17 protein-coding genes are annotated in these 25,184 nt (G+C 46.5%); 10 read left to right on the top strand and 7 right to left on the bottom strand.

All coding sequences use genetic code 11. The features are described 5' to 3' along the window. Positions 1–27 precede the first annotated feature (27 nt). Entirely contained in the window at positions 28–468 is a 441-nt protein-coding gene (locus H5647_RS01060; RefSeq protein ID WP_045860936.1) for a hypothetical protein, read from the top strand. Between the two features lie 33 nt (positions 469–501). Here the strand turns inward: H5647_RS01060 and pbpC are convergent, their stop codons facing one another. Then, positions 502–2,895 carry a penicillin-binding protein 1C gene (pbpC, locus tag H5647_RS01055; protein WP_045855655.1) on the bottom strand — a complete coding sequence of 798 codons (2,394 nt, stop codon included), beginning with the start codon at positions 2,893–2,895 and terminating at the stop codon, positions 502–504. Positions 2,896–3,031: 136 nt separating this feature from the next. Next, positions 3,032–7,990, bottom strand: coding sequence for an alpha-2-macroglobulin family protein (locus tag H5647_RS01050; RefSeq protein WP_236074720.1), 4,959 nt, complete (start codon positions 7,988–7,990; stop codon positions 3,032–3,034). 553 nt (positions 7,991–8,543) lie between these two features. Here H5647_RS01050 and H5647_RS01045 point away from each other — a divergent pair. Next, a complete protein-coding gene (locus H5647_RS01045) occupies positions 8,544–10,577 on the top strand; it encodes a TonB-dependent receptor plug domain-containing protein (RefSeq protein WP_045855654.1) in 2,034 nt (677 codons plus the stop codon). Between the two features lie 151 nt (positions 10,578–10,728). Here the strand turns inward: H5647_RS01045 and H5647_RS01040 are convergent, their stop codons facing one another. The 4 genes from H5647_RS01040 to H5647_RS01025 form a co-directional block, all read right to left on the bottom strand. Beyond that, positions 10,729–12,555 (bottom strand): ABC transporter ATP-binding protein, encoded by a 1,827-nt coding sequence (locus H5647_RS01040; protein ID WP_045855653.1) that lies wholly within the window; start codon positions 12,553–12,555, stop codon positions 10,729–10,731. Between the two features lie 14 nt (positions 12,556–12,569). Then, positions 12,570–13,583 carry an ABC transporter permease gene (locus H5647_RS01035; RefSeq protein WP_045860934.1) on the bottom strand — a complete coding sequence of 338 codons (1,014 nt, stop codon included), beginning with the start codon at positions 13,581–13,583 and terminating at the stop codon, positions 12,570–12,572. A 151-nt stretch (positions 13,584–13,734) separates the two neighbouring features. Further along, positions 13,735–15,141, bottom strand: coding sequence for a CmpA/NrtA family ABC transporter substrate-binding protein (locus H5647_RS01030; protein ID WP_045860933.1), 1,407 nt, complete (start codon positions 15,139–15,141; stop codon positions 13,735–13,737). A gap of 437 nt (positions 15,142–15,578) precedes the next feature. Further along, the gene (locus H5647_RS01025; protein WP_052691792.1) at positions 15,579–16,544 is read right to left on the bottom strand and encodes a type 2 periplasmic-binding domain-containing protein; all 966 of its coding nucleotides are present in this window, start codon (positions 16,542–16,544) and stop codon (positions 15,579–15,581) included. 559 nt (positions 16,545–17,103) lie between these two features. On the opposite strand from H5647_RS01025, the gene H5647_RS01020 reads away from it, so the two are divergent. The 8 genes from H5647_RS01020 to H5647_RS00985 all read left to right on the top strand — a co-directional run bounded on the left by H5647_RS01020 (position 17,104) and on the right by H5647_RS00985 (position 24,354). After that, entirely contained in the window at positions 17,104–17,475 is a 372-nt protein-coding gene (locus H5647_RS01020) for a hypothetical protein (protein ID WP_045855652.1), read from the top strand. A gap of 538 nt (positions 17,476–18,013) precedes the next feature. Beyond that, complete coding sequence (locus H5647_RS01015) at positions 18,014–18,502, top strand: hypothetical protein (protein ID WP_045855651.1); 489 nt, start codon at positions 18,014–18,016, stop codon at positions 18,500–18,502. 2 nt (positions 18,503–18,504) lie between these two features. Beyond that, on the top strand, positions 18,505–19,104 hold the full coding sequence (locus H5647_RS01010) for a hypothetical protein (RefSeq protein WP_162926257.1): 600 nt from the start codon (positions 18,505–18,507) through the stop codon (positions 19,102–19,104). An 87-nt stretch (positions 19,105–19,191) separates the two neighbouring features. After that, positions 19,192–20,022 (top strand): hypothetical protein, encoded by an 831-nt coding sequence (locus H5647_RS01005; protein WP_045855649.1) that lies wholly within the window; start codon positions 19,192–19,194, stop codon positions 20,020–20,022. 26 nt (positions 20,023–20,048) lie between these two features. Continuing rightward, positions 20,049–20,336 (top strand): hypothetical protein, encoded by a 288-nt coding sequence (locus tag H5647_RS01000; protein ID WP_045855648.1) that lies wholly within the window; start codon positions 20,049–20,051, stop codon positions 20,334–20,336. 270 nt (positions 20,337–20,606) lie between these two features. Beyond that, positions 20,607–21,668, top strand: coding sequence for a lipase family protein (locus tag H5647_RS00995; RefSeq protein ID WP_045855647.1), 1,062 nt, complete (start codon positions 20,607–20,609; stop codon positions 21,666–21,668). A gap of 322 nt (positions 21,669–21,990) precedes the next feature. Continuing rightward, complete coding sequence (locus tag H5647_RS00990) at positions 21,991–23,535, top strand: phospholipase effector Tle1 domain-containing protein (protein WP_045855646.1); 1,545 nt, start codon at positions 21,991–21,993, stop codon at positions 23,533–23,535. Between the two features lie 225 nt (positions 23,536–23,760). After that, a complete protein-coding gene (locus tag H5647_RS00985) occupies positions 23,761–24,354 on the top strand; it encodes a LysE family translocator (protein ID WP_162926256.1) in 594 nt (197 codons plus the stop codon). An 18-nt stretch (positions 24,355–24,372) separates the two neighbouring features. Here H5647_RS00985 and H5647_RS00980 read toward each other — a convergent pair whose 3' ends face one another. Further along, positions 24,373–25,017 carry a rhomboid family intramembrane serine protease gene (locus tag H5647_RS00980; protein ID WP_236074719.1) on the bottom strand — a complete coding sequence of 215 codons (645 nt, stop codon included), beginning with the start codon at positions 25,015–25,017 and terminating at the stop codon, positions 24,373–24,375. Positions 25,018–25,184 lie beyond the last annotated feature (167 nt).

Raw genomic sequence — 25,184 nt, 5'->3', positions numbered from 1 at the left:
TTGTGTTCCGCGAAAGGGAGGTTTTTTGTGAATTGGGATAATATTGCATCTATTGCAACCGCAGTGGGTGTTGGGGTTGCCGCATGGCAAATTTGGGAATCACGTAAATTAGCAAGTGCCGCATTTGAGGATTCCTTTGATCAGCAATATCGCGAGTTGTCACATTTAATTCCAGTGGATGCTTTTTTAGGGCAACCATTGGATAAAGTGAAACAAACGGCTGCGAGAGAAGCGGTGTATAACTATTTGGATTTGTGTAACGAGCAAATCTACCAGCGTTCAAAAAAACGAGTGAGCGAAGATCGATGGCACGAATGGGCTCTCGGTATTCAATTTAATTTGAATAGGCCTTTTTTTAAAACGGTGTGGTTAGAAGTAAAAACGGGTGCGCCCGGTTCTTTTTCATTTTTAGAAGCGCTTGAAAAAACACACTTTACGCTGGATCCAATCAAACTCAAACACGCTTAAAATACTCAAGATGAAACAGTACGTTATTGCGCGTTAACGTACCTCTATCGAGACTTTGTCGATATTACCGGCACTGTCCACCACCACTATTTGAAATGCCCCTCGTTCGCTAAACGTTAAATTTAATGACGCCATCGCTGGGGCTCGATGGTGAAAACGCCCATTCACATACCAAAAATGTAAACCTTCTCCGCCTGTTGCTTGCAACGCAATACTGGGCAGTTCCGATGAATTTGCCGGTGATGAATAGAGACTGCCATTTTGAAGGCTGTTTATTTTAATCTCGCGGCTATTAGCCGACAGGGGAGCGCAGCTCGGGGAGAGCGACGGCAGTAATGCGCTGCGACGAAAGCGCGGCGCCAACCATGCTTCCAAGTCTAATGGCCACAGTGCTGCCGAATGTGCGGCACTGTGGCCGTGTTCACAGTGCTTGTGGGTACGCATGCCCGATTCTCGGTCAACCCAGTAAGGCATAGGGTTTGTTATTAGTGGTTGGAATCTATCGGGCCAGCTCGGCGGAACGGTGTCGTTAATGATCCAAGCGAGATGTTCTTTGTGGCAGTGGGCGTCGGGTTGTTCGTGTTTAAGAGTGCCCAAAGGCCAACAAATTTCCCGTTGCGTAATACCGTCGGGTTGCGCAATGGCTTGTCGAGCATGGTCTAAGTGATCGGTAATGGCGTGCAGTAAAGGGCCCGCATGGGAGCGTCCACTGGCGCCAGGGTTGGCAGTACCGTCGGGCCGGCCTATCCAAACGCCAATGGTATAGCGACGGCTTACACCAATAGCCCATGAATCGCGGTAGCCGTAACTGGTGCCTGTTTTCCATGCGAATTTTTCGTGGTTTGCCAAGGCGGAAATACTGTGCACACTACCGGGCCGAGGAATTTCGCTTAACATATTTTGGGTTACCCACGCGGCTTGAGGGCTAAAAAAATAACGACTTTCATTTGGGGCGCGTGTTGCATTCGCGACGGCCTGCGTTGGCTTGCGTGGTGTGTTTTGAGTGGTTTGAAAATAACGCAGTGGTCGGCTTTGCCCTTGATTGGCGAAGGCGCTATAGCCTCGTACTAAGTCTTCTAGCGTGAGCCCAACTCCGCCCAGTATTACGGCTAAATTGTCTTGCCCGTTTGGCCGGTGTAACTGTAAGCCTGCATTCTGTAAGCGAGCGTTAAAATCGGCGGGGCCAAATTGTTGCATTAAATTGACCGCCGGAATGTTCAGCGAACGCTGTAGCGCCTCGGTAACACTTACCGGGCCAGAAAAACCGCCGCTAAAATTGCCCGGCCGGTAATCACCCCAATGGCGGGGTGTATCGCTTAACAATGAATGGGAATGAATTAAACCTTTGTCTAATGCCATGGCCACTAAAAAGGGTTTTAATAAACTGCCGGGTGAGCGAATGGCCTGCACCATATCCACATGGCCGAACCGAGCGGGATCACCAAATTGCGCGGTACCCACATAGGCCAGTACGTTATTGCTTTGGTTGTCGACAACAAGAACGGCTGCGGAGGTTTTGTCTGGCTGGCCTTCTACGTAATAGCGTACGTAATCTTCTAGTGCGCGCTGTAACTCACCATCAAGCGTTGTTTTAACCGTGCCTTTTAGCTGGCGCGCTTGTTTGACTAATCGCCGTGAGAGAAGTGGGGCGTGACGCTGGGGTTTGCGGTGTACCGCATAAACGTGTTCAATTTTGGCTTCGTCTATTTCCGCTTGTGTCCATTCATTAAAGTGTTCCATACGAACAAGCACTTTGTTACGTGCCTGTTCGGCGGCCTTTGGGTGTAAGTCCGGCCTTAGTCGAGTGGGGGATTGGGGGAGCACGGCGAGTAGGGCGGCTTCAGCGCGGGTAAGGTCGCTCGCAGGTTTATTTAAATAGGTATAGCTGGCCGCTTGCACGCCTTCGATGGTGCCGCCAAAGGGCGCGATGTTGCAGTAGAGCGTTAGAATTTCGGTTTTGGTTAAATGCCACTCCAATTGCAAGGTACGTAACATTTGGTAAAACTTGCCTGAAAAACTGCGTGAATGAGGGTGAAGTAAGCGTGCGACCTGCATCGAAAGGGTTGAGCCTCCCGAGACAATGCGTTGGTGTTTAATATTGCCAATGGCGGCGCGGGTAATGGCGATGGGGTCTATGCCAGGGTGATACCAAAAGCGGCGATCTTCGTAGTTGAGCAGCGCGTCTAAATACAGTGGGGAGACGTCATCTAACGTTATGGCGTAACGCCATACGCCTTTCGAATCTGGGAATGCACGCAGCGGGCGTCCGTTGCTGTCGACAACAACGCGGGCGAATAAATCGTCGTCGGTAGGAAGGTTGAGCGGGTAAAAATAATCGAGCCCAGCGCATAGAAAACCGATAATACCCAGCGCAAAGGCCAGTCGAATGGTGCGTGGGTAGCGCGTAGAAAGGGTGAGTTTTTTCATAAACACTAAGGGAAAATAACCGTAGAGTTACACGTATTAATTACAGTGAAGTTAGAACGATTGTTGACGAGCTTGCCTGCGCCGCAGGAAGAGGCGCAGGTTTTATTGGCCGAAACAATCGTTCTATTTAGGGCCATTAGGGTGCGGTGGCTACTGGGGCTGCCAAAATGGTAATGGTATCCAAGGTATCGCTAATGCCGCGAATTTCTGGGCGATACATATCTTCTACCATTGCCGGCGGCACGCGATATTGGCCCGGAGTAACCGCGCGCATCATAAAGAAGACATGGCTCGCTCGGTGGCTGGGTTGGTTAACAGCTGCAACGAATCGGTCATCGCGGTATTCGCTGTAGTTAAGCTGCGTATTTTTTTCTAGTTCAGTGAGCAGCTCTCCGTCAATGGTAAACGCCTGTAAGTTCATTGCGTGATTTAAATTTTGGTTTTCTAATTCAAAACCCGCCGGTAGTAAGTTAATGATGAGCGCATCGGGTATTCGTTTTTCGGCGGTCACGGCAATATGGCCCAGCAGTAAATCACCCGCATTAACGTCTTTAGGCACAATGGGTTCGCCGCGGCTATTGAACCATGTGCGTTCTATTTCAAAGCCACTGCTTTCGGGCGCTGGTGCCTGCGCTCCGTAACCGTTGATGGTGGTACTAACGTACAAGGGGTCGCCATGTTTAGAGGTAAGGCTTGCTGCTTGTTGAAGGGCATTGGCACTTAATTTTTGAGACCACGAAAGAGTGCGTTGCAGCGTTTCTGCGGGCGCGTTGCCTAATTGCCATGTGGCGTTCCACGGTGTGTTGGCATTGTTCTCTAGCGTTAGACCGGCCATAAACAAACTAATACGTTCTTGAGTGCTGAGCCATTGTCGCTCGCGAACAGCGTGTTGCAATTCGATGGCCAATTCAAACGCAGCGGTTGTGTGTTGGTTATGCTTGAGCAGTAAATGAATACTCATACCACTATCGCGAATAGAGCTGCCGTAATCGCCCCAGTAACCATAGTCGTTGTCGAAATGTGTGGTTGCTTTTTCTAGTGCGAGTGTTCCGTTTTGTTTGTCGCCCATATTGAGCAAGGCTAAGCCAAGGTGTATTTGTGACAAACCAGAATTAGCGTGGTTAAATTCTTTGTTATAGAGGTTACGCAGTGTGCCTAAAGGGGCGCTGTTAAGTTCACTTAATACATAGGCGGCATAGGCTTTTGTTGCGAAGGCATAATGTTTAGGGGCGTTGGACCAACGCTGTCGCACAAAAGTGCGTGAACTGTGTAAATAGTGATTTAGACGATCGACCGCTTTTTGCAGTGGTGCCTGAGGTACATCCATACCTATTTTTTGTGCGGTGAGTAAAAAGTCCGTGGCGTATACGGTGAGCCAGTGTTCTTCTGGTGAGTCTTTACCCCATAGCCCAAACGAACCATTACGACGTTGAAAACTAATAATGCGATCGATGCCCGCTTGCATCATCTCGAATCGTTTAGTGTCGTTGATGGGGGTGAGATTAAAGCGCGCTTGGTTTTCGGCCGTTGCATAAACCAAAGGCCACGCACGGCTAGAGGTTTGCTCTAAACAACCGTAGGGGTAGGCCAGTAAATTGTTAAGCTGGTTGTTAATATTTAAGTTAATGGACGGCGATACGGTGGTTTCTGCGCGCAAGGTATCGGGCAGTGCATTGCCTAGCAGTGCAGGCGAGAGCGTGAAGATGTCGTCTGTCTGTAAAACGGTATAGAAACTTTTTGTGATGGCGGGGTAGGCAGGGCGTAAGCCTAACTGCCAGCGCCGTGTAAAGTCGTCGAAGCCTTCACCACTAATATCGGTTTGAATGGTGGCTTGCCCATCGTGCCCTAGGGCTTGAATGTTGTAGCGGAGCGTGGTTTTTTCTTTCGACGCTAAGGTGAAGGTTTGTGGTTTAGCGGTGGTTGGCGATGTGATGGCTAACGGTAAGGTTATGTGAGTGTTCACGGTAAGTGTTTGTGTTTCGTCCGTTAGGTTTTGGACATCGAGTGCTATTACGCTGTGGTCGCCTTTGGCTAAAAAACGTGGCATGGCTATTTCAGCAATGACCGGTGCTGCAACGGTCATCTCTTTTTCGTGACTACCGTAACCGATATCACTATAGGCAAGGGCCATTAAACGGAGACGGCCATTAAAGTCTGGAATATCGAATTTGACCTGTGCCTTCCCGCTAGCGTCGAAGGCTACGGGGCCGTTATAGAGCGAGATAATTCGCACATCACTTTTCGGTTTGTTACCACCGCGCACAAGATCAGCATCGCCACCAAAACGGTATTCGGCGGGGTCGGCTTGGTTGAACTCGATTACGTCCGCGTACATATCTTTTGCGTCGATACCGTAGCGACGCTTACTGAAGAAGTAACCGAAGGGGTCGGGTGTTTCAAAGTCGCTAATATTCAGAACACCAACATCGACGGCGGCCAAGGTAACGCGAGCGTTATGGCTGGCGGTATTTACCGAACCTTGTGTGGTGTTAGAGGGGAGCGATACATGCACCGTTACGGTCGTTTCTGGGAGTACTTTTTCTGGCGCTTCTATTTGAATGTCTAGCTTGCGCTCGCTTCTGTCGAGCGGTAAGTGAATGAGGCCGAGTGCGCGCTTAGGCGTGGTGGAAAGCGTGTTTCCAGCGGGCTGAATTAACAAGGCCGAGATATAAAGATTGTGCGTGTCCCAGCTGGGGTCAATGGGGATTTCTACCACGCTGCCGGCGGCTTTAACCGCTATTTTTTTACTCCATAAAGGTTTATCAGACTCCACTAAAATGAGTGCTTCACCGTCGGCGGGCGGTAAGATTTTTAGCGTGGCTACGTCGCCTGGGCTATAGGCATTTTTGTCCAGAGCGAGATTGATTTTATCGGGCCGTGCCGCGACGGAGTCGTCGGCATTTTCCCAATCGTAATACCAGTTGTGACCCGCGAAAAAACGTAGGCTAGATAGGCTATTGGTCTCAACATTGCGTACTTCTAATCGGTACTCGCCCCAATCAACGGGAAAGCTAACGGTGCCGGCGGTGGTGTCGTCGAGGCTAATCGATTCCGTGGCGACAACAAATTCTTTTTCGGTGTAATTCCAGTGCCAACCTTGGTGTTCGTTGTATTCCCAAAAGTATTCGGTGTCTTCTCGAATTAGGGTTATATCTACGTTTTCGGCAATCGCGAGTTCGCCTTGGCTATTGGCGTTGACTATGTCGAATTTTACCGAAGTACCGGGTTCGGGATTGGTGTCACCAAAGTGAGGTCGAATACCCATTAAATGGCTTTTTGGCCAAATTAAAAGAGGGTGAGCACGGGTAACCGGGCGACCGCCAGATTCAAATAAACTGCCCACAATATTCACCTTTAATGGCGAGCGGGTGTCATTCCAATAGGAGCGAATATTTAAAGAGGCTTTACCGTCGGTATTAAGGGTGATGTCTTGCAATTCTTCGTACGCCGAGTAGTTAGTGTCGGCAATATCGCCAAACTCGTAACCTTTTAACGATTCCACGGCATCGCGCCATTTTGAAACCTGCAATAAGCTGCTGAATTTATTTCCAGCTGCCGGCGCTCCGTAGAGGTACTCCCCGAGTATAGGGAGGGTGACATTGGTGTCTTTGTTCAAGACTTCTGTGCGTTTAAGGTGTTCACCCATGGTTAATTTAAGGCGTTCAGGTAAAAATTCTTCGACGTTAAAGTTATACGTAATGGGTTTTTCCATCAGGCCAGTGACGACCAATTCCCATTTTCCGGTGGGCGCGCTGCTGGGAATGGTCCAACTTAATTGGTAATAGCCTTGTTCATCTGGGCTCCATTTAAAGGCTTTAGCGGTACTGCCCGAAGGGTTTCGAATGTTGGCGGTGAGTACGCTGGTTTGCCCTAGCTTACCGTCGTGATCACGCAAAAGTGCGCTAAAAGTGGCGGTTTCTCCTGGTCGGTATAGATCACGAGGGCCGTAAATAAAGAGTTCGTGCGGGAGAGAGGGGCGGCTCCCAAGATCAAATTCTGAAAGGTCGAGCGCAGGCTGTCGCAAATTAAGAAGGGTGTATTGGTTTTTGGCGGTTCCCACTAGCACACTGGCCTCGGCAAAGTGGCCGTTAAAGCTGGCAAGGCCGTTTTGTGTTGTGGTGTTAGAGGCAAGTACACGGTTCTTCTTGTCGAGTAGCTCTAATGTGACGCCTTCCAGCGGCTTACCCGTTGTCAGTGAGGCGGCGTGTACATCTAATTGATTTTTATAGTGCCGAAGGTGCAGGCCTATATCCGTAATTGCAAACCACGTAATAATTTTGTCTTCGTAATCGCCTGCCGGCCGCATGATTGCGAGGTATAAACCCGCGTGCCGGAGGGCTTCGAATTGTTGGATATTGAGATCGCGTTTAACGCGTGTATTTTTAGGTGGGTTTAAATCGAAACGCGCGCTGTGAGCCAATTCGCCCATTTTTGCTAATCGATTGGCATACCAGCTATCGCGACCGTTACGCTGGGTAAAATTAACAAACTCTGCAATGCGGTCATCACGGATACGGAAAAAATCAATGTCGATGGATGGAATATTCACACTCACCACGGGTAGCCCTGAGGCGTAACCTAAGGGTAAAACCATCCCATCGGAATCGAAGTTCACTGAAGGTTGTAATGAACGCAGAGTGACGAGGGCATCGCTGCCTGTTAACAGCTGACTTTTGTTCATGGCCACCAAGCCTGGGTTCACGGTGATGTGATAGGTGGTGTTGGGCTCAACATTCATAAACCAGGCTTTTCGCGTGTCTTTTCCTATTATCCAACTGCCGTCGACACGCCCTTGTGGTTGTTTATCGATCACGAAAAACGAATTAATATCGGCGCGGCTATCGAGGGGGGTGTTAAAGGTAACGGCTATGCCATTGCGACCTTCGCGCGAGCGTTCAGAAATATCTAATACTTTAATTAAGGACTTATTGGCCCTAATTGGCGCTACGGCCTCTGCCGGCGCCACGGTACTCGTATTGGCATTTGGGCTCAGTTGAGGATCATCAGTGGTAACGGCTGGTTTTTCACTACAAGCCGTGAGCAGGAGTGTACTGGCGATCAATAACGTTGTTAGGCGCATCAATAAAGAGGGCATTGGAGAATCCTGTGACCAATAAGTTAAAGAGGTATTGGCTCTATTAGACGGTATTAGAGCCAGTTTTTACAGTGTGGTTTAAGCGTAACGAGTAAATATGGCCAAGCACAGACGCTGTGGTGATGAATTATGGTGGTAATTAGGACGGCCATTAGGGGTTGTGTAGGGAGCTGATGGGTGACTTTCGGCTAGTTTTCGATAGAGAGTAAGGGGTAGGTAAATATCGAGTAGTCGTAAGATATCTTAAGGTTGGGTAAATTTTTCGAATGTTAACGGTGGCGCTATGAGAGCGGCAGGCAATAGTCGGGTTTGCTAAATGAAGTTCGCGCCAAATTTGCGTGCTAACGCTGCTTCGCGTGTTGTGTTGTGGGGGTTAGAAACTCTTGATGAATGAGTAAGGAGAGGTTCTAGGGTGACGGTAGTGCAGGAAATACACGAGTCTTTGCCGTTAAATACTCTCATGGACTAAACTCTGTAGAGGTTTGCGTTGCCGTGAGGATATAAACTTAATTAACATGGGTGGATAGGCAGGTGCAACTGACGAGGCTAGGGTGTGGATCGTATAATTAAAACATCGGTGATTCTGCTTGTGGCAGGGATGATGAGCGTTCAGCCAGCAAAAGCACAACTGGATGATCTTGGCATATTCAACCTTTCTTTGGCTGAACTTATGCAGATTAAAGTGCGTGGCGCCACGCTTACCTCTGAATCCCTAAAAAAAGTGCCTACAGCGGTAACCGTGTTTAGTCAGGCCCAAATAAAATTGCTGGGCCTCGATACGCTGGACGAACTCATGAACTTGGTGCCCGGCTTTCAAGCCTATCGTTCTAACGGTACCCCCTTAGATTACCCCTACTCTTCACGTGGTCGTAGAGTCAGTGTGCCGAGTGCTGAAATTCTGATTATGCTCGATGGACACCGTATTGACGATGCACGATCCAATGGCGCTGCGGTTGTTGTGCCTTCCTTTTCTCTTAAGCAAATCGAGACGGTTGAGTTTATTCGTGGCCCTGGTGCGGCTATTTATGGCTCCAATGCCATGATGGGTGTTATTAATATTGTGAGCCGCTCGGGCGTTAATCGAGTGGGTGCAAGCGTAGGTAGCTTCAATCGAAAAAATGCCTATGCATTCGCGTCGAAGCGTTTATTGGGCGGGCATTTAGATTTTTACGGAAATGTTGAAGCCGATTCCGGTGAAGATTATACCGTGCCGGATATCTTTAATTCTGGGTATGCCAATACCGATGACCCTCGGCAGCGGGCGGAATTTAATCTTAAGTACCAGTGGTACGACACTCTCATTCAGGCGCAATACAGCGAAAATCAGGCTGACAATTTTGTGAGCATTACGAGCCCTGCTAACGGCATTAATTACCGTAAGTCCTCATTGGCCTCGCTGTCGTTAAAACAAGCGTTCTCATGGCACAGCCTTGAATCATATGTGTGGCTAGGGCACAGTTATTCAACTACCGATGTACGTATGCAACGCAGCCCGCCTTCTGCTTTCGAGCTTATAAGTGAGCCGAGTAGCGCTGAGCCGTTGATACAGCGGGGCTTCTTTGAGGGCTTTAGTGAGTCGCGAGCGCAGTGGCACGTAGATTGGACGCTAGCGGCGGACGCAAATTTACAATTCGGGTTTGAGTTTAGACATTTGGATGTGCCGGAGCTAACGGGTAAAGCGAATTTCGATTTAGGCGCGCTTGGGCGTAATGAGTTACCCATCCGTTATTCAGACGACGTTTCTATTGTATCGGTTGCGCAACTAGCTACGTCACGGAATATTTGGGGTGCCTATAGCCAGTATCAACGTGACCTTTGGGAAAAATCACACCTTACGTTTGGGTTGCGCTACGATCGGTTTGACGAGATCGGTGAGCAAGTGAGCCCAAGAATAGGGCTAGTACAAGAGTTTGGTGATTCCTATAGCCTCAAATTATTATACGGTGAAGCCTTTCGAGCACCGGCCGAAAATGAATTGAACTTAGTGAATGCTCCGGCCGTGGGCAACCTAAGTGTCACTCCCGAAACGGTAAATACCTGGGAATTAATCGGCTATGGTCAGTGGCAACATACGGAGCTGACATGGGGATATTTTGAAAACCGCTTTCAAGATAGTATTGAATTGGTGGCGGGTAGTGGTGGCCAGTTAGAATATCGCAATATAGACGGTGATGAGTTTTCGAAAGGGATAGAGTTTGAAATATCTCATGAACTCAATCGAGAGTGGTTATTAAAAGGTACGTATACCCGGTTACTAAATAAACCTGAAAATTCATTGCGTGAAGCTGGGGTGCTGGCCAGTGGCGTTATTAATTACCAACGGCAATCGTGGAATGCAAATGTAAGCGCGGTGTACCGAGGAAACAGAGCGTTCTATGGTATGGGTGGCGATCAAGTATCACTCGACACTTATTGGGTGCTTAATGGAAAAGTACAGTATGGCTTGTCGGAACAATGGAATATTTTTCTTCAAGTAAAAAACATTGCAGGGAATGATTATTTTACCCCACCCGTTGGGGCACCTTTCAGCGAAGGCCTACCAAACCGAGGGCGAGAGTTACTGCTTGGCGGAGAGTGGCAATTTTAATGGGTAGTCAATGATCAAAGCGCTTGAATTATTGAGTGCAAGCCCGCGCAGTAACGATTTAAACAATCTTTGAAAATCTAACAACAGTAAAAACGCAGGCGCTTTTTGTGGTAACAGGGAAAAGCGCCTGCGCGTTTGTGGTTACTTGGTTTTATGCGTCCACAGCGTCACACACTGCGGTGTTGTGTGCCTTTGTGGACGTCGCCAATTCTGGCACCTTTACGTTTTCAGAGGGTATTGGCAATGGGCTAGGTTTGTCCTCTTGTTCGTGCTCGCACTCCTCAAGAAAGGTGAGCAACTCTTCTCGGTACCGGTAGTAATCGGGGTGCTGGAGAAGTTGCTTGCGGGTGCGTGGCCGTGGTAGATCTACCGCCATTATTTTTCCCACGGTGGCGTTCGGGCCATTGGTCATCATAACCACACGATCTGCCAGCAGTATGGCTTCATCTACATCATGTGTAACGCATATGGCGGTAACTTGCGTTCGTTTCCATACTTCCATTAATACTTCCTGCAGTTCCCATCGCGTTAGTGAATCGAGCATGCCAAAGGGCTCGTCAAGTAAGAGTAGCTTTGGTGAGAGTGCGAAGGCGCGTGCAATACCCACACGTTGTTTCATACCGTTCGATAATTCGGCTGCTTTTTTATCCATTGCGTCAGCTAAACCAACACGTGATAGATAATATTCGACAATCTCCTTTCGCTCTTTTTTGGAGCCATGCGGATAGACACGCTCAACACCCAAACTTACGTTCTGGCGAGCACTTAGCCACGGGAATAAGCTCGGCGCCTGAAAGACTACGCCTCTGTCGGGACCGGCCGTTGTAATTTCTGTATCATCCAAAATTATACCGCCACCGCTAATATCGTTTAGCCCCGCAACCATACTTAGAACGGTTGATTTTCCGCAACCAGAATGGCCAATGAGCGAAATGAATTCACCTTTTCGTAAGTTCAAATCGAAATCTTCGACAACCGTTAGAGGCCCTTTTGGGGTCGGATAAATTTTGCTCGCCTTGGAAAATTCAACGTATTTATCTAGATGAATTGTGCGGTGAATAGCCGCTTTTTCGGCTGCCTTATTGGGAAGCGTTGGCATTTCGCTTGTCGGTGCTTGTGCTGCCTGAAGCGCTTCCTTGGTGGGAGGCCTCGCAGTATTCGGTTGGATGGTGGGAAGTACAAATGAGTCGTCGGCATTGGCGGATTCCATGCCCACCTTCATTAAGTACTCGGTAATATCTTTTCTTAATAGTTTGAACGTATCGTTGTTATTCATTTTAGTACGATCGCGAGGGCGTGGAATATTAACAATAAATTCTGGGCCAAGAGAAGCATTGGGGCCGGGGTTGAGCGGAATGACGCGATCAGCGAGTAATATGGCTTCATCGACATCGTTGGTAATCAGTACGATGGTTTTTTTTTCTATCTGAGAAATCTCTTCCATTTCGTCCTGTAGTTTTGAACGAGTGAGAGCGTCGAGTGCGGATAGAGGCTCATCTAGCAATAGTACCTCGGGCTGCATGGCCAACGCGCGCGCAACGGCAACGCGTTGTCGCATGCCACCGGAGAGTTCGGCCGGCCGCCTATCGGCCGCGTGAGATAACCCCACCATATTGATGTAGTGGTGAATATGTTTATCGCGTTTTTTTTTCGTCCATGAGCCAAATACCGTATCGACTGCGAGTTGAATGTTGCCGTATACCGTGAGCCACGGCATTAACGAATAGTTTTGAAAAACAATGCCGCGTTTAGAGCTCGGCCCTGTAATAGATTTCCCTTTGAAGAGTACCTCTCCGCAATCGGGTGCAAGTAAACCCGCCATAGCGGATATTAAGGTTGTCTTGCCACTACCAGAAAAACCAACGATTGCAACGAACTCGCCTTCTTCTATCGATAAGTTTATATCTTTTAGTACCGGCGTAAGGTTATTGCCGCTACCGTAGTGCTTGCCTACCTTTTTAAATTCTAATAAAGCCATTCTTAAACTCCTTGTTATCGCTTTTCGCTGTAGGTGAAAAGGTTTTGCAGCGTAAACATAATGCGATCGAGCAAGAAACCAATAATACCGATGGTGAGCACGGCGACCATTATCCTTCCGAGAGAATTAGAGCTGCCGTTTTGAAATTCGTCCCATACGAATTTTCCAAGTCCAGGGTTTTGTGCGAGCATTTCAGCGGCGATTAATACCATCCAACCAACGCCTAGAGATAGTCGTAGCCCGGTAAAAATAAGAGGGAGAGACGAAGGCAATACCAGTTTGGTTATCTTGGTAAACCAACCCAATTGCAGTACTTTACCTACATTCATCAAATCTCTATCGATGGATGACACGCCAAGTGCTGTATTGATTAAGGTGGGCCATAGAGAACATAGGGTTACGGTAATGGCAGAATTCAGAAACGATTTGCTAAACCAGGAATTATCCGATGTGACGTAGGTGGCACTTACAATCATTGTGACTATGGGTAACCATGCAAGTGGTGATACGGGTTTGAATAACTGAATAATGGGGTTCATGGCGGCATTGAAGGTAGAGCTAAGGCCGCTAAAAATTCCGAGAGGTACGGCAACAAGCGTAGCGATCAAAAACCCCATAAATACAGTTTGAATGCTTGTCCATATTTGATCAATATACGTGGGCGCGCCGGTATATGTACGCCATTTCACTTTTTCGGGTTTTCCGGCGGCTTCGAGTTTTTCGTTGCGTAATTCTTGCCGTTGATAAAACTTAGCTTCTTTTTCGCGCTGAAATTGGTGATCGGCCCACAAGCCTTTTGCTTGTTCATAGACTTGTGTAGGGCCGGGAATAGTACCAAGACTGGTTACGACTTTGCTAGATAATTGACCCCATAACCCAAGAAATACAACAAATGCGATTATAGGAATGCCCATTACCATCCAAAGTTCTTTTGCTTGTGTTTTTGGGTCTTCTCCAGAGACTAATCGTACCAGCGGAACGAACCATGTTAGGCCTGAAATCTGTAGTATGTGTATGAATTTGTTCATCATGTCGTTAACCCATTTAACGGAATAATAGATGTCGCGTAATTTAAATTTATTTGAAACAGGGCGTTGGTAAAAAATAAAACTGACGGTAGCCTGTGTGATCGTATAGAGAAGTAAAGGCGGTAGAGCACTACCGCCCACGACTTAACATCTATTTCTTAGTGATTCCTGACGGCGTAACTGTCTCACCGGCTTTCAAACCAATCGGAAATTGTGCGAGGTAATCATTTGGTTTCTTACCGTTGAAGGTGATGTTATCGATAAACTCTTTTTGGGGTGGTTTATAACCATCGGAGCCGAAAGGAAAGTCTTCTTTCTTAACTTTTTTCTCCGCAATTAGCAATTGTGCTGCCTGCATATAGATGTCTGGCTTGTACACTTTCTTAGCCATGTCGTGATACCAACTGTCGGGTTTGTCTTCTCCAATTTGTCCCCAGCGACGCATTTGCGAGAGATACCAAATGGCATCGGAATAAAATGGGTAGGTCGCGTAGTAACGGTAGAAAACATTGAAGTCGGGTACTTCACGCACATCGCCTTTTTCGTACTCAAATGTGCCTGTCATTGAGTTTGCGATAACGTCTGGATCGGCCCCAACATAGTTCGGTTGTGAAAGGATTTTAACGGCTTCTTCTCGGTTTACATTATCATTTTCATCCAGCCATTGAGCGGCACGTATGAGTGCTTTAACCACGGCAATATGAGTGTTGGGGTATTTTTGTGACCAGCTATTGGACACACCAAATACTTTTTCCGGATTATTTTTCCATATCTCGTAATCGGTAATTACTGGTACGCCGATACCTTTGAATACGGCTTGTTGATTCCATGGTTCACCCACGCAGTAACCGTAAATAGTGCCAGCTTCGAGTGTCGCGGGCATTTGTGGTGGTGGTGTAACTGAAAGAAGTGTATCGGCAGAAATTTGACCAACAGTACCTGAAGCGCCTGGCCCATAGTAACCAGGATCTATACCGCCTGCGGCTAGCCAATAACGCAATTCATAATTATGCGTTGATACAGGGAAAACCATACCCATGTTAAAAGGTTTACCTTCCGATCGATATTTGTCAACGACCGGCTTCAGAGCGCTGGCACTGATTGGGTGAACGGGCTTGCCATCCTTTAGGGGAATATTGGGTTTCATTTGTTTCCAAATGTCATTTGAAACCGTGATGCCGTTGCCGTTAAGGTCCATGCTAAACGCGGTAACGATATGCGCCTTTGTGCCGTAGCCAATGGTTGCACCTAGCGGTTGACCTGCAAGCATATGCGCACCGTCGAGTGCGCCATCAATAACGCCATCAAGGAGCACTTTCCAGTTGGCTTGTGCTTCAAGTGTCACAAATAAACCTTCATCTTCGAAAAAACCTTGCTCATAGGCCACGGCCAGTGGTGCCATGTCCGTGAGCTTGATAAACCCAAAGGTAAGTTCATCTTTTTCTAGTTCCAACTCTTCTGCATAAAGATTCGGCGATAATACTGTAAGCGCAGAGAGTGAGATTGCAGCAACTGTACTCCTTGCCCAAAAATGTAATTGAGTGATGGTGTCGTTCATATTGTATAACCCCCAAAAATCGTGTTGTAAAAAAACAGTGTTCACATTCGCTCGCCGCAAAACGTGGGTTCCCGGATTTTTTTGTGCGATAAAATTGTGCGTAGTAACAAGTCGTTAAAAACTAATGCCGTGCCCTGCAAGTACGTGTAATGGCTATCGCAATTTTCCTGCCAACTGAAAATAATTTGGAAAACCCCCTATGTTTCAACGGCCTACATGGAAATACCTTTTATCGACGAATATACGTTCGCAGGCTATTGTGCACAGCATTGGGGAGTTTTTGTTTGCGGAGGGCGTCATTGCTGAGCATGCGCGAGAGCGGAGTTGGGGGGCACCGGCTAGAAAATGGTGCAGAAGGAATTCGTGAGTGGTATTTTTGGGCTGCAAGGTGGAGCGCTACGAATGCTGTTATTGTAGGAAAGAGAAAAGAATAGGGGTTAGTGTGGGTTATTGTGCTCTTGAACCGTTGGAATACTAATGGGCGCGTGAGGTTGATACCATAGTTTTTCTTCGGTGGGGAACGTCATTTGAGTATTGGGAATATGAAATACATGTCGGTTGTTGAGGTTCGCTTTTCGTATTGATTCGCCTAAATAGTGGTAAAAAATTTGATCAAAAGATCCATCAGCAATTGCTATGGTTAAACCTTTCTCTACGGCGTTGGCCAACGCCCTATCTTCTTGTCGTACAAAAAAATAATAAGCTGTCGGATAATGAAGAGCGAGGCTTTGTTCAATTTCGATATTAATGTCGATATCAATATCCAGATTTGAAAAAAAATTCTCTTCTCGCCATATCTCTATAATTGAACGAGGGAAGTAATCGAACCGGCGGATAGTGAGCATTTTGAAAAGGCTTAACCATTGGGTTGACGTTTCTGTACGAAATTGATTGTTTTCTAATATTTTTGTGTCTGGCCAATCATGGCCTTGCCCAGCTAACATTACGCGAAGTTGATCCACATTTTCAATACGATTAAATCGTGGTTGATCGCCTTTAGGTATAAAAAATATTCGCCAACCGCTTAAGCCCTTAAATAAAGGGATTCGAATAGGAATGAGATCCGACTCTCGTTTAGGTGACGCGTGAAGCCAATGTATATTATAACGATTATGCTTGAGATTATATTCACTCCGGCTTTCTGTTATAGGCGTAATTGAGTAGGGGATCATTTTGTAGTCGGCACCTGACTTGTCCAGAGCAAGCCGCATAAGCGCTAAATAATAGGTATCGAATTGTTGTTGAACCTTTTCAGCCACTAATGGGTAGGTCGCAATAATGGTGTCTGCAATGACAGCTTGAGAGGGGAAGAGGAGGCTCGAAAGGAAAAAGAAAATGCGTAAACCGCGACGTAATGCGGGAGAAAAAAAAGGCCAATAACACGAACGCAGGAAGTGGATCATTACGGTATCAATAATATCCGGGGTGGGTATCAGCCGGTTATGATGGTTGGTGTAGGATTAAGTTTAGCAGAGCCTCAGATAGAGGCGGTAATGAAAATAATGTGAACTGTGATATAGCGCGGTGTTGACATTATTTTTTGGAGCGGACGTTCTCTTTTATGATCGGTATACCTCGCTATAGGCTGGTATGCGTCTAGCGAAAGGCTTAGATGTTATGAAGGGGAACGCTACTTAGCCGAATAAGGTATTAGGCGTAAGGCTGGCCGACTTTCTTCAAGGTTACACGTTTATCGTGTGTCGCTAAAACCCACTTCAAGGGCCGTGTGCGTATTGATGCGGTTCCCCATTTGCCCGTAAAAGAGGCGCAATAATTGGTTGGATAGCGTTTTTAGGTAAAATTACTCGCAACTGCATAAGAGTACTCATGGATAACCGTACTAATGGAATGGTTGGTTTGAACTATACTTGTTAACTGATTCTTCGTATCGTCATTTTTGTAGTGGCATAAAGGCGTTCTTGTGTGGTTCAACATGAACAATAATCCAAGGAATGGACGTTTATGAAAACCCAATTTGTGGGGGCTGCAATGGCCCTTTTTATGGCTGGCTGCAGCGCTGGCCATGGCTATGAAGGATACTATAAATTGGCGAAGGTAGAGCCGAATAACGGCGCCCGTATTCTGTCTCCACCTACGGTATTTACGTCGTCCGTCAACAGCGATAAAATGCTAATGATTGGAAAAAATTATGTTGATGTCGACAATATACGCTACGCATTTAAAAAAATATATTCAAAAAAAATAGGCTATTCACATTATCTTGTGCTTGTGGACGATAATGGCGAGAGCTATTTTTCGCTCTCTGCGGATGGCAATGCGCTAATACAGCGCACGTCAGGCTATACGTTAAGAATGGTTCGAACGGACGGTTAGCATTCTATTCTCTAGAGGGGTGTTGTTTGGAATGGCGCGGTATTAGCCGGTATTATTGATAAGGATTTTATAGTGTCGGTGCTTAACGAGAGTAATTTTTTAGTCCTTCCCTAATACCATCAACAATGCTTTTTTTTACTTTTTACGAAACTACAGGTTGTTGGATGTGCCCGCTGTATTAGTCCCACGAAATGTTTCCTTTTGCTATGGGCAAAACATTTATCGCCTTTTCGCAACATCCCCCCCTTTTTTTCCATACTGAGCGATGTAAAGCTAAGTGTTTTATCCCGGGTTTCGATACGTTGCTCACTTAGGGGTTTTTGGCGTTCGTGGGTTGACACTTGTTGCGCGTGTTGTAGATGTGTTTATTGACTCAATTTTTTAGTTCGCACCTCCACCTCAAATGTCTTTCCAAGTATGGGTGTGTCGAGCCAGTGTTGCTGGGGCCGGCATGTAGGGCGCTGGAGGGTAATGGCTTTAGTTTTCTCGGTATGGGTGAAAATTCTGTGGAGATGTCCGTCTAATGGACGTGAACTGAATGGCGAGAAAAGGTGTATTAGGCGTGTCTCATAATAGCGGAACAGCAGGTGTAGAAAAGGTTGGAAAGCAAGGCGCTAGATTAGTGGGCGGTGTTTATCGTATTGGCTTTATTCTTGTGGTTCTGGCCTGCGAAAGTGGTTTCAGTATGCTCTATTTTTGGGGTTACTGGGCTTTAGAGCAATACCTGTGTCCCGATGGCTACTTTTTTTCGAGTGGCTGTTTTACGTGGTGGTCGGAATCACTCTTTGCGGTGGCAATAACACTGCTCGCTGGTGGCCTATTAACCACCAATATTATGATTATCGGCCGTCTCTATGGACCACGCGCAGTAAAATGGTTGGGCCTTGTTATCGTTGTCGTCACTGTACTGCTTGTGTTGAGGCTAGAGAGCCCCGCAGGCCGGCTGGCCTGCCTTGTTGGGGGTATTGGTATGATGCTCTGTTATGGATTGGTCTTCCTCAAAGAACGAAGCCGTTCAAGGGTATAGCTGTGAATAGAGAGAACTTATTGATGAAAAATGGTTTTGATTCTGTTGAATTTGGCGGTTTTTGGCCGATGAGAAAAGGCGTGGAATTGATGAAGATAGTGTTTCTAATAGTATTGAGCACTACCGTATTGTCCGGCTGTTCTTTGCCTGTGTGCTGTGCAGAACGACCGTTACCGACGCCGCTAGAGATCGTGAGCGTGCCTACAGATGCGCCTAGCGAGCAAATAGAAGCGCTTGTGCGTACATTTTACGATACCCTTGCGTCAGGCCAATATATGGCGGCTGCCCGTAATTTCGCGGGTGATGCTTCATCACTCTCATTGGAAAGCGGAGAAATTGCTCCGACAGTGGCGGCACAATTTAAGATGGCCTGTGGTTCAGTATTTGGTTGTTATACCGTTCGATCGCTGTCGGTTAGTGCGCAGCGAAGGGCAGGATTATACGAAGTGTCTCTGAGTTTTAGTGATACGCTAGGTGAGCCGATTGAAGTGACGGAATGCTGTGGCGAAGAAGTATTCGAACCCATAACTACATTTTTCTGTGAGGCATGGAAACAAAACGAGCAGTGGGTTCATAATTGTCTTCCTTTGTACATTCCCTAGAGTGTCGTTGGGTTAGGTTGGAAGTGGCATTTGTTTTAAGCGAATATCGGCTGACTAGTGTCGAATTAAGTGGTAATAAGAGTGAAAATGAAACGTATGAAAAAGTACATGTGGTTGTTGATAGGTGTTTTAAGTGTGAGCGGATGTATTCCAACGATAACGAAAATATACGACGCACCCAATGTTTCTGGGGAAGTGGTGGGATGGCCGAATTTAGAGCCAATTGCGAATGCTGAAATACAGTATATTCATCGAAACGAAGACAACGCATGGGCAGCCAAGGCTATTCGTGCACGACATAGTGACAACAATGCTGAAAACCTCGATAGACAATTGCCTGGTGTATTTTCGGAGGCTGATGGCTGGAGCGACGCGCAAGGTCTTTATGCTATAGAAGCCGATTATTCGTTAAAGCCAACATTACTGATGGTGGGATATGCTTTAGATGAATACCCTGTAAGAGTGGCCGCGAATGGTTATGCGACAGGTATCGTCTTTGCTACAGGCTCACTGAAAATTCAAGATGTCGAGTTCGCCTATGCTCCCGCTCTAGTGCTTGATGAGCACCCGCTGGTGGTGGCGCCACCGGTTATTGAGGATGGGCTATCTTATCACGAGCTCAATACTTATTTTTATACCCATAATGTATTTGGGGAATGTAATGCGCATGTTGGCGGCTACGCGTTATCAGCCTTAAACGTATTTCGCAAACTACAGGCACGTGTTGAATCTACCGATAGTACAATAAGCCATAGAGACATTCAGTATGCTAACCCCGCAAGGTTGAATGCAGTCACGTTATGGAAGTATTTTGAGCAAAGTTGTCGGGATGGAACATCGACGTCAGAGGGTTACACTACACGTTTTGCTCAACATGACATTGTTAAGCAAATATTGACCGAGCTGCAACATGAATAATCGCGAGTTTTTTGAGGGAATAGAATATGAACTTGGATAAGTCTAAAAAACGAATAGCTAAGAAAATTAAAATGGGGTTTCAAGGCTATCCCATGTTAACGATCATCTACAGCGGGGATACTCCCGCGGTTGCAGCACAAGTCTCCCTTACTTATATCGTGGAAGAGGGCGCAGAGGCAATGGTAGAGTGTTTTACCAGTAAAATGGACGTGCGCGAAGATGAAGTGGTTCAGTCGGCCATTGTGAAAATGATCGAGCGCTCAGGTGTGAAAACCGTTGAGCAGGCGGAAGGCGTTAATGCGCTCAACAAATGAAGAACGTGGGTTTTGGGGGCGTTAATGGGGGGCACACTTAACGCCGAAAAAATAATAGTCATACTCTCTCTTACTTGTACTAATTCTTTTGTTTAATGCGTCATGTTGTATGGGGCGATGGTATCGGTCTTGACATTGGGTCAATCGGTGTTAGGAATTATACGCGCTAGAGCTTAAAATAGTTGCTACGGTTAACCGTCCATAGTGGTACATCTATATTTGAGCGTTACGCTTGTAACTCACTAGATTGCCTCGTTAAGGAAAAGCGCAATGATCAATGATGCAGAAAATTATTTTCAATCCAAGCTCCTGATGAGCCCACCGTCCAGTCGCGCGGCGTTTAGTGATCGTCGAGCGTGGTTGCTGGCTGAGTTATCGCGGCTTTCCTACTTTCCCTTTGAAGGAGGGAATCATTTGGAAAACTTTACCGCGCAAGTCGAGCATGTGGTTGACAATACCGTGCTGCGAGCCAAAGTCATTGCTATAGCCGCGATAACGTTGGGCGATGCTCCTATGTTGCGTTCTGCTGCGGAACAATCTTTTTCGGCGATATTAACGGACCACGGTTTTACTTTAGTAGGCACCTTTTCTGAGAATGAAACGCAAGGTTTTGTTGCCAAAAAAGATAACGCAGCCTATTTAATCTATCGCGGTTCCGAAAGCCTAGGAGACATCAAAAGCTGCCTTCGAGGTGTTTTGACAAAAGCTGAACTCAATGGGATAACGGCGGAAGTGCATTCAGGCTTTTGGCAGCAATTCATGGACGTCCACAGTAAGGTGGAAGCCCTGTTAGAAGAGGTGAAAGATTGCCAACTCTATATTGGAGGCCATAGTCTAGGTGGGGCACTTGCCAATATCGCGACGAAATTTTATGCGAATGACTCCAGTGGTAGTACCTATACCTTTGGTGCTCCTGCGATAAGCCCGCCCGGTTTCCAAGACACTATTCGTACGCCTATTTATCGCATTATTAATGCGCGAGATCCTGTTCCACTCCTACCTAATCCCGCCTTGATTCACGCTGCAGGCTTGCTCTGGAGTGGTTTTACTTTGGCGGTGCGCTTTATTGGGACAGAACACCAAAAGAAAGTAGCGGGAATGTTAAAAGACTTGGCGAGAATATCTCAGATAGGGTATTCCAGTCGCATTATCTATTTAGCGGGTGAGCCTAAGTTACGGTATAGTTTTGGTATCTTTCAACGTATATCGCTTTGGATAGGAAAGCCTTGGTCTCACGGCCGTTTGGAAAAGCAATTTTCCTGTGACCACAAAATAGCGCGTTATTGTTACGCGTTACGGCGTTGGGGTGAAGCCCGAGTAAACGGTAACTAAGGTTTCAATGGGGAGGCGGTTGTACTTTAGGCCTGCTCATGTGTCGTGTACCAATAAGTGTTCTTTTTGCAGTTTTAATTCAGCCGAACAAAAAAGCCTTGAAAATCGCCGCCTATAAAAACCTGTGCTTATGTAGGGCTAATTAGGCGCTTTTGAGTTGAGGTAGCGCCAATTCCTGTTGTTATGGAAACATAGTCGAAAAATTCTTGAAATTCACCTTTTTCACCGGTATAAAAAATGCGTGGTAGGCGTACGTTCGTACTCGCCCTGTTTTTGCCTGTAGTAAAAAACCTTAAATCATTTTATATCAGGAATATTAACCATGCCTAAAATACTTTATTTTAATTTCGATGGAACGAATAACGCGCCAGAAGATGCCGTTCAGGACAAGAATCATCGAGGTGACCCTGAAGATAACGGAATAACAAATGTATTGAAATTTCACTTGTTATTGGGCGGTACACTGAAAGAAAAGACAGGCAGTACTTCGCTAGAGGGAGGCTCTAGAACATTTTATTATCACGGAATAGGTACTTACGGTAATTTCTTCGAGCGAAAGTTTAACGCGGGCCTTGCTGCGAACGCAACGGATGTTAAAAAGATTATTAGGCTAGCGCTAGCCGATTTTAACGAGCACTATTCTGAGTCTTGTGATTATGTGGTGCTCACGGGGTTTAGTCGAGGCGCGGCCCTGGCAAGACGCTTTGCTGCGTTAATTAATGATTTGGTCGGCGATCGAAAAATTATTATTGAAGGCGTATTCGATACGGTTGCATCAATTGGTATCCCTAATTTGAGCAAAAAAGATCGGCCGAAATCTGAAGTTGTTTTTGAATTCAATCATACCTTGCCCTCAAACGTACTAACGGCTTTACATCTTGTTTCGCTGGATGATAAGCGGAAGGCGTTCCAGCCTACCTTAATGAACAAGGATGATCGTGTGACTGAAATATGGTTTGCAGGCGCACACTCCGATGTAGGCGGTGGATACAATTTTGACGGTTTGTCCGATGGCACACTTCGTTTTTTCTTAAATTGGTTTGAAGATCTTCCTAATTGCAATATTGCTTTTAAATCGCCGGCTAATATTCAGTACGAACATGTTTTTAAAAAAGGCGCAAAGCAGAAAATTGGGATGGACGACGTTCAAATAGATCCTAATGTGTTTGGTGTTAATCACCAGCAAAGCCGAGCAAAATTGATATCTAAAGTCACGCTCACAGATCGAGTGTGTTGTGTTATAGAAGATAACATCATTAAAAAAAATGCAACGCCGACACTGCATGAGTCGGTTGCAGAGCGAATTGGCGGTGATCGTAACTATCGGCCAGAATCGTTGCGTAATACGGCGCACAATATTGTCTATAACGATGGTGAAACGAAGGCGTTCGTTGGTTTTTCTGAGCACAAGCTGGCGTATAAAAAGAATCTCAGATTACCGACGAGTGAAGGTGTTGAAACCAAAATATTTGCGCATTTACACTATAACCACACAGGGGTCGTGCTTAAAAAAGGTGAGAAGTATCGGCTGAAAGTGGTTAGGTTACAGGAAAAACGTTGGCGTGACGCGGGGCTAAAACCTGTTGATGGGGAAGGCTGGAGTCGGGAAGATGCTGATTTTAACTTTTTTAAAAATGCGGCCTTTTCGGCGGCTGAATCCTTTAAGCGCGTCACCGGGCCGAATGTGCAGTGGTTCACACTTTGTGGGTGTATTGGCGAGAATGAAAAGGAAGCGTTTAAAATTGGCAACGAATTAGAATGTTTTGAGCCGCTAATAACGGGGGAACTCTGTGCTTTTGCGAATGACCTTCCCGGCTATTACGGTAATAATAGTGGGTATTTATATTTAAGTATTGAAAAGTTGTAGTTTTAACTTTGTTTTTGTAAAAAATACCGGCAAAAATAAATTATTTCGTTAAATATTTTATTTTTTTTATTCGCCCCGTTAGAATGCGGGGATTTTTTGTAGTCGCATAAAATGTATGTAACGATTTTCGCGTAGCGAGTCTAGCAGTGTTCAGTGGTAAAACTTATATTGTAAACGTGGTAATTAAAATCTAGAGGCGTCGCGGTCAGTATCATGGAATTTTATGTGTCAATTTTACTGTTTAGCCTTTCAACGTCGGCTACACCAGGCCCGAATACGGTCATGCTGCTCAGTTCGGCTGCGAGTTACGGCGTCAAGCGCTCTATACCTGCTTATCTCGGGGTATGTATTGGCTTTTCGCTTATGCTTTCGGCGGTAGCGTTAGGTTTTGGTTCCGTGTTTGTGGAGTACCCCTGGTTGCATCAAGTGATTAAAGCCGCTGGAGTGAGCTACCTGTTGTTTTTGGCCTGGAAGATTGCGAACCTTGGTGAAATGAAAGAAGCCTCTGGTCGCGATAAGCCAATAACGTTTTTTCAGGCAGCAGCCTTTCAGTGGGTTAATCCAAAAGCATTGATCATAGCGGTAGGCTCGATTGCCGCCTATACCACGCCGGGGGAGCAGGCGGGTATTCAGGCGTTGGCAATTGTAGTTGTAATGTCGCTAATGGGATTGATAACAATGGGGTTATGGATGTTATTTGGTGCGGGTATGCATCGTTTTATCCGTTCGCCCAAGGCCGCTAGGCGTTTTAATTTCTTAATGGCCACCTTGTTGGTGCTCTCGATATTTCCAATATTAAGTGCCGAGTTAATTATTTAGGTTGTTTTGCTTTAGTGGTTACTTAACAGCGGCTCTACGGCGGAAAGGTTTTTTCGTCATCATATAGGCACAGATAACGCCGCTTAGCGCACCGAAAAGGTGGGACTCAAACGAAACATTTGGGTCGCTAGGCAGTACGCCAAAGATCATTCCTCCATAAAATACGATAACAAACAATGCGATGAGTATGTTACCGAAGCGTCGCTGAAACCACGCCATGGCGATGGATAAGCTCCATAAGCCAAAAATCCAACCGCTTGCACCTATGTGCACGGCCTGTCGGCCAAACAGCCAGACCAATATCCCCGTTAGTAGAATGATAAGCAGGCTGCTCTTTAGGTAGAACGGTATTCCCCGTAATAAACAAAGCCCACTGAAAATGACAAGACCTACAAGATTACTGAGTAGGTGTGCCCAGCTGCCATGAATAAAGGGTGCAGTGATTATGTAGGGTAACGACCGCATTTCGCCCGGTAGCACGCCAAATTCACCCAGACGCCCTTGAAGTATTGAATTCACAATATGGATGGCGAGCATCATCAGCACTAGCCACGTGAGAATCTGAAGTTTTTTGTCGAGTTTAATAATGATGTACTCGTATTGGATGTCCACGTTGCGCCGTCGCGATGGCGTACGATAGTCAATAAGTTTGTTGGGCATCATAACCCTTATTACCGCGCCTTGGCTTTATTGAGTGATGTAGGCAGTAGCGAAGGCCGTGTGGCTATGCCCTTTAAGATTAACAGAGAGAGGGTAGAGGTAAGAGTGGGACGAAGAGGAGGTGGCAAGAGGGATTTTGTGGGGTAAACGTTTTACTCTAAAGGGCCGTA

This window comes from Teredinibacter purpureus, assembly GCF_014217335.1.
Lineage (GTDB): Bacteria > Pseudomonadota > Gammaproteobacteria > Pseudomonadales > Cellvibrionaceae > Teredinibacter > Teredinibacter purpureus.
The sequence above is the reverse complement of the archived record's forward strand: the minus strand, read 5'-3'. Positions and strand labels throughout refer to the sequence as shown.

Coding starts and splice junctions, on each gene's coding strand:
- H5647_RS00995 (WP_045855647.1), top strand. CDS start 20,607: ATGATCAATGATGCAGAAAATTATTTTCAATCCAAGCTCCTGATGAGC.
- H5647_RS00980 (WP_236074719.1), bottom strand. CDS start 25,017: ATGATGCCCAACAAACTTATTGACTATCGTACGCCATCGCGACGGCGC.
- H5647_RS01030 (WP_045860933.1), bottom strand. CDS start 15,141: ATGAACGACACCATCACTCAATTACATTTTTGGGCAAGGAGTACAGTT.
- H5647_RS01020 (WP_045855652.1), top strand. CDS start 17,104: ATGAAAACCCAATTTGTGGGGGCTGCAATGGCCCTTTTTATGGCTGGC.
- H5647_RS01005 (WP_045855649.1), top strand. CDS start 19,192: ATGAAACGTATGAAAAAGTACATGTGGTTGTTGATAGGTGTTTTAAGT.
- H5647_RS01025 (WP_052691792.1), bottom strand. CDS start 16,544: ATGATCCACTTCCTGCGTTCGTGTTATTGGCCTTTTTTTTCTCCCGCA.
- H5647_RS01050 (WP_236074720.1), bottom strand. CDS start 7,990: ATGCCCTCTTTATTGATGCGCCTAACAACGTTATTGATCGCCAGTACA.
- H5647_RS00990 (WP_045855646.1), top strand. CDS start 21,991: ATGCCTAAAATACTTTATTTTAATTTCGATGGAACGAATAACGCGCCA.
- H5647_RS01035 (WP_045860934.1), bottom strand. CDS start 13,583: ATGAACAAATTCATACACATACTACAGATTTCAGGCCTAACATGGTTC.
- pbpC (WP_045855655.1), bottom strand. CDS start 2,895: ATGAAAAAACTCACCCTTTCTACGCGCTACCCACGCACCATTCGACTG.
- H5647_RS01040 (WP_045855653.1), bottom strand. CDS start 12,555: ATGGCTTTATTAGAATTTAAAAAGGTAGGCAAGCACTACGGTAGCGGC.
- H5647_RS01000 (WP_045855648.1), top strand. CDS start 20,049: ATGAACTTGGATAAGTCTAAAAAACGAATAGCTAAGAAAATTAAAATG.
- H5647_RS01015 (WP_045855651.1), top strand. CDS start 18,014: ATGGCGAGAAAAGGTGTATTAGGCGTGTCTCATAATAGCGGAACAGCA.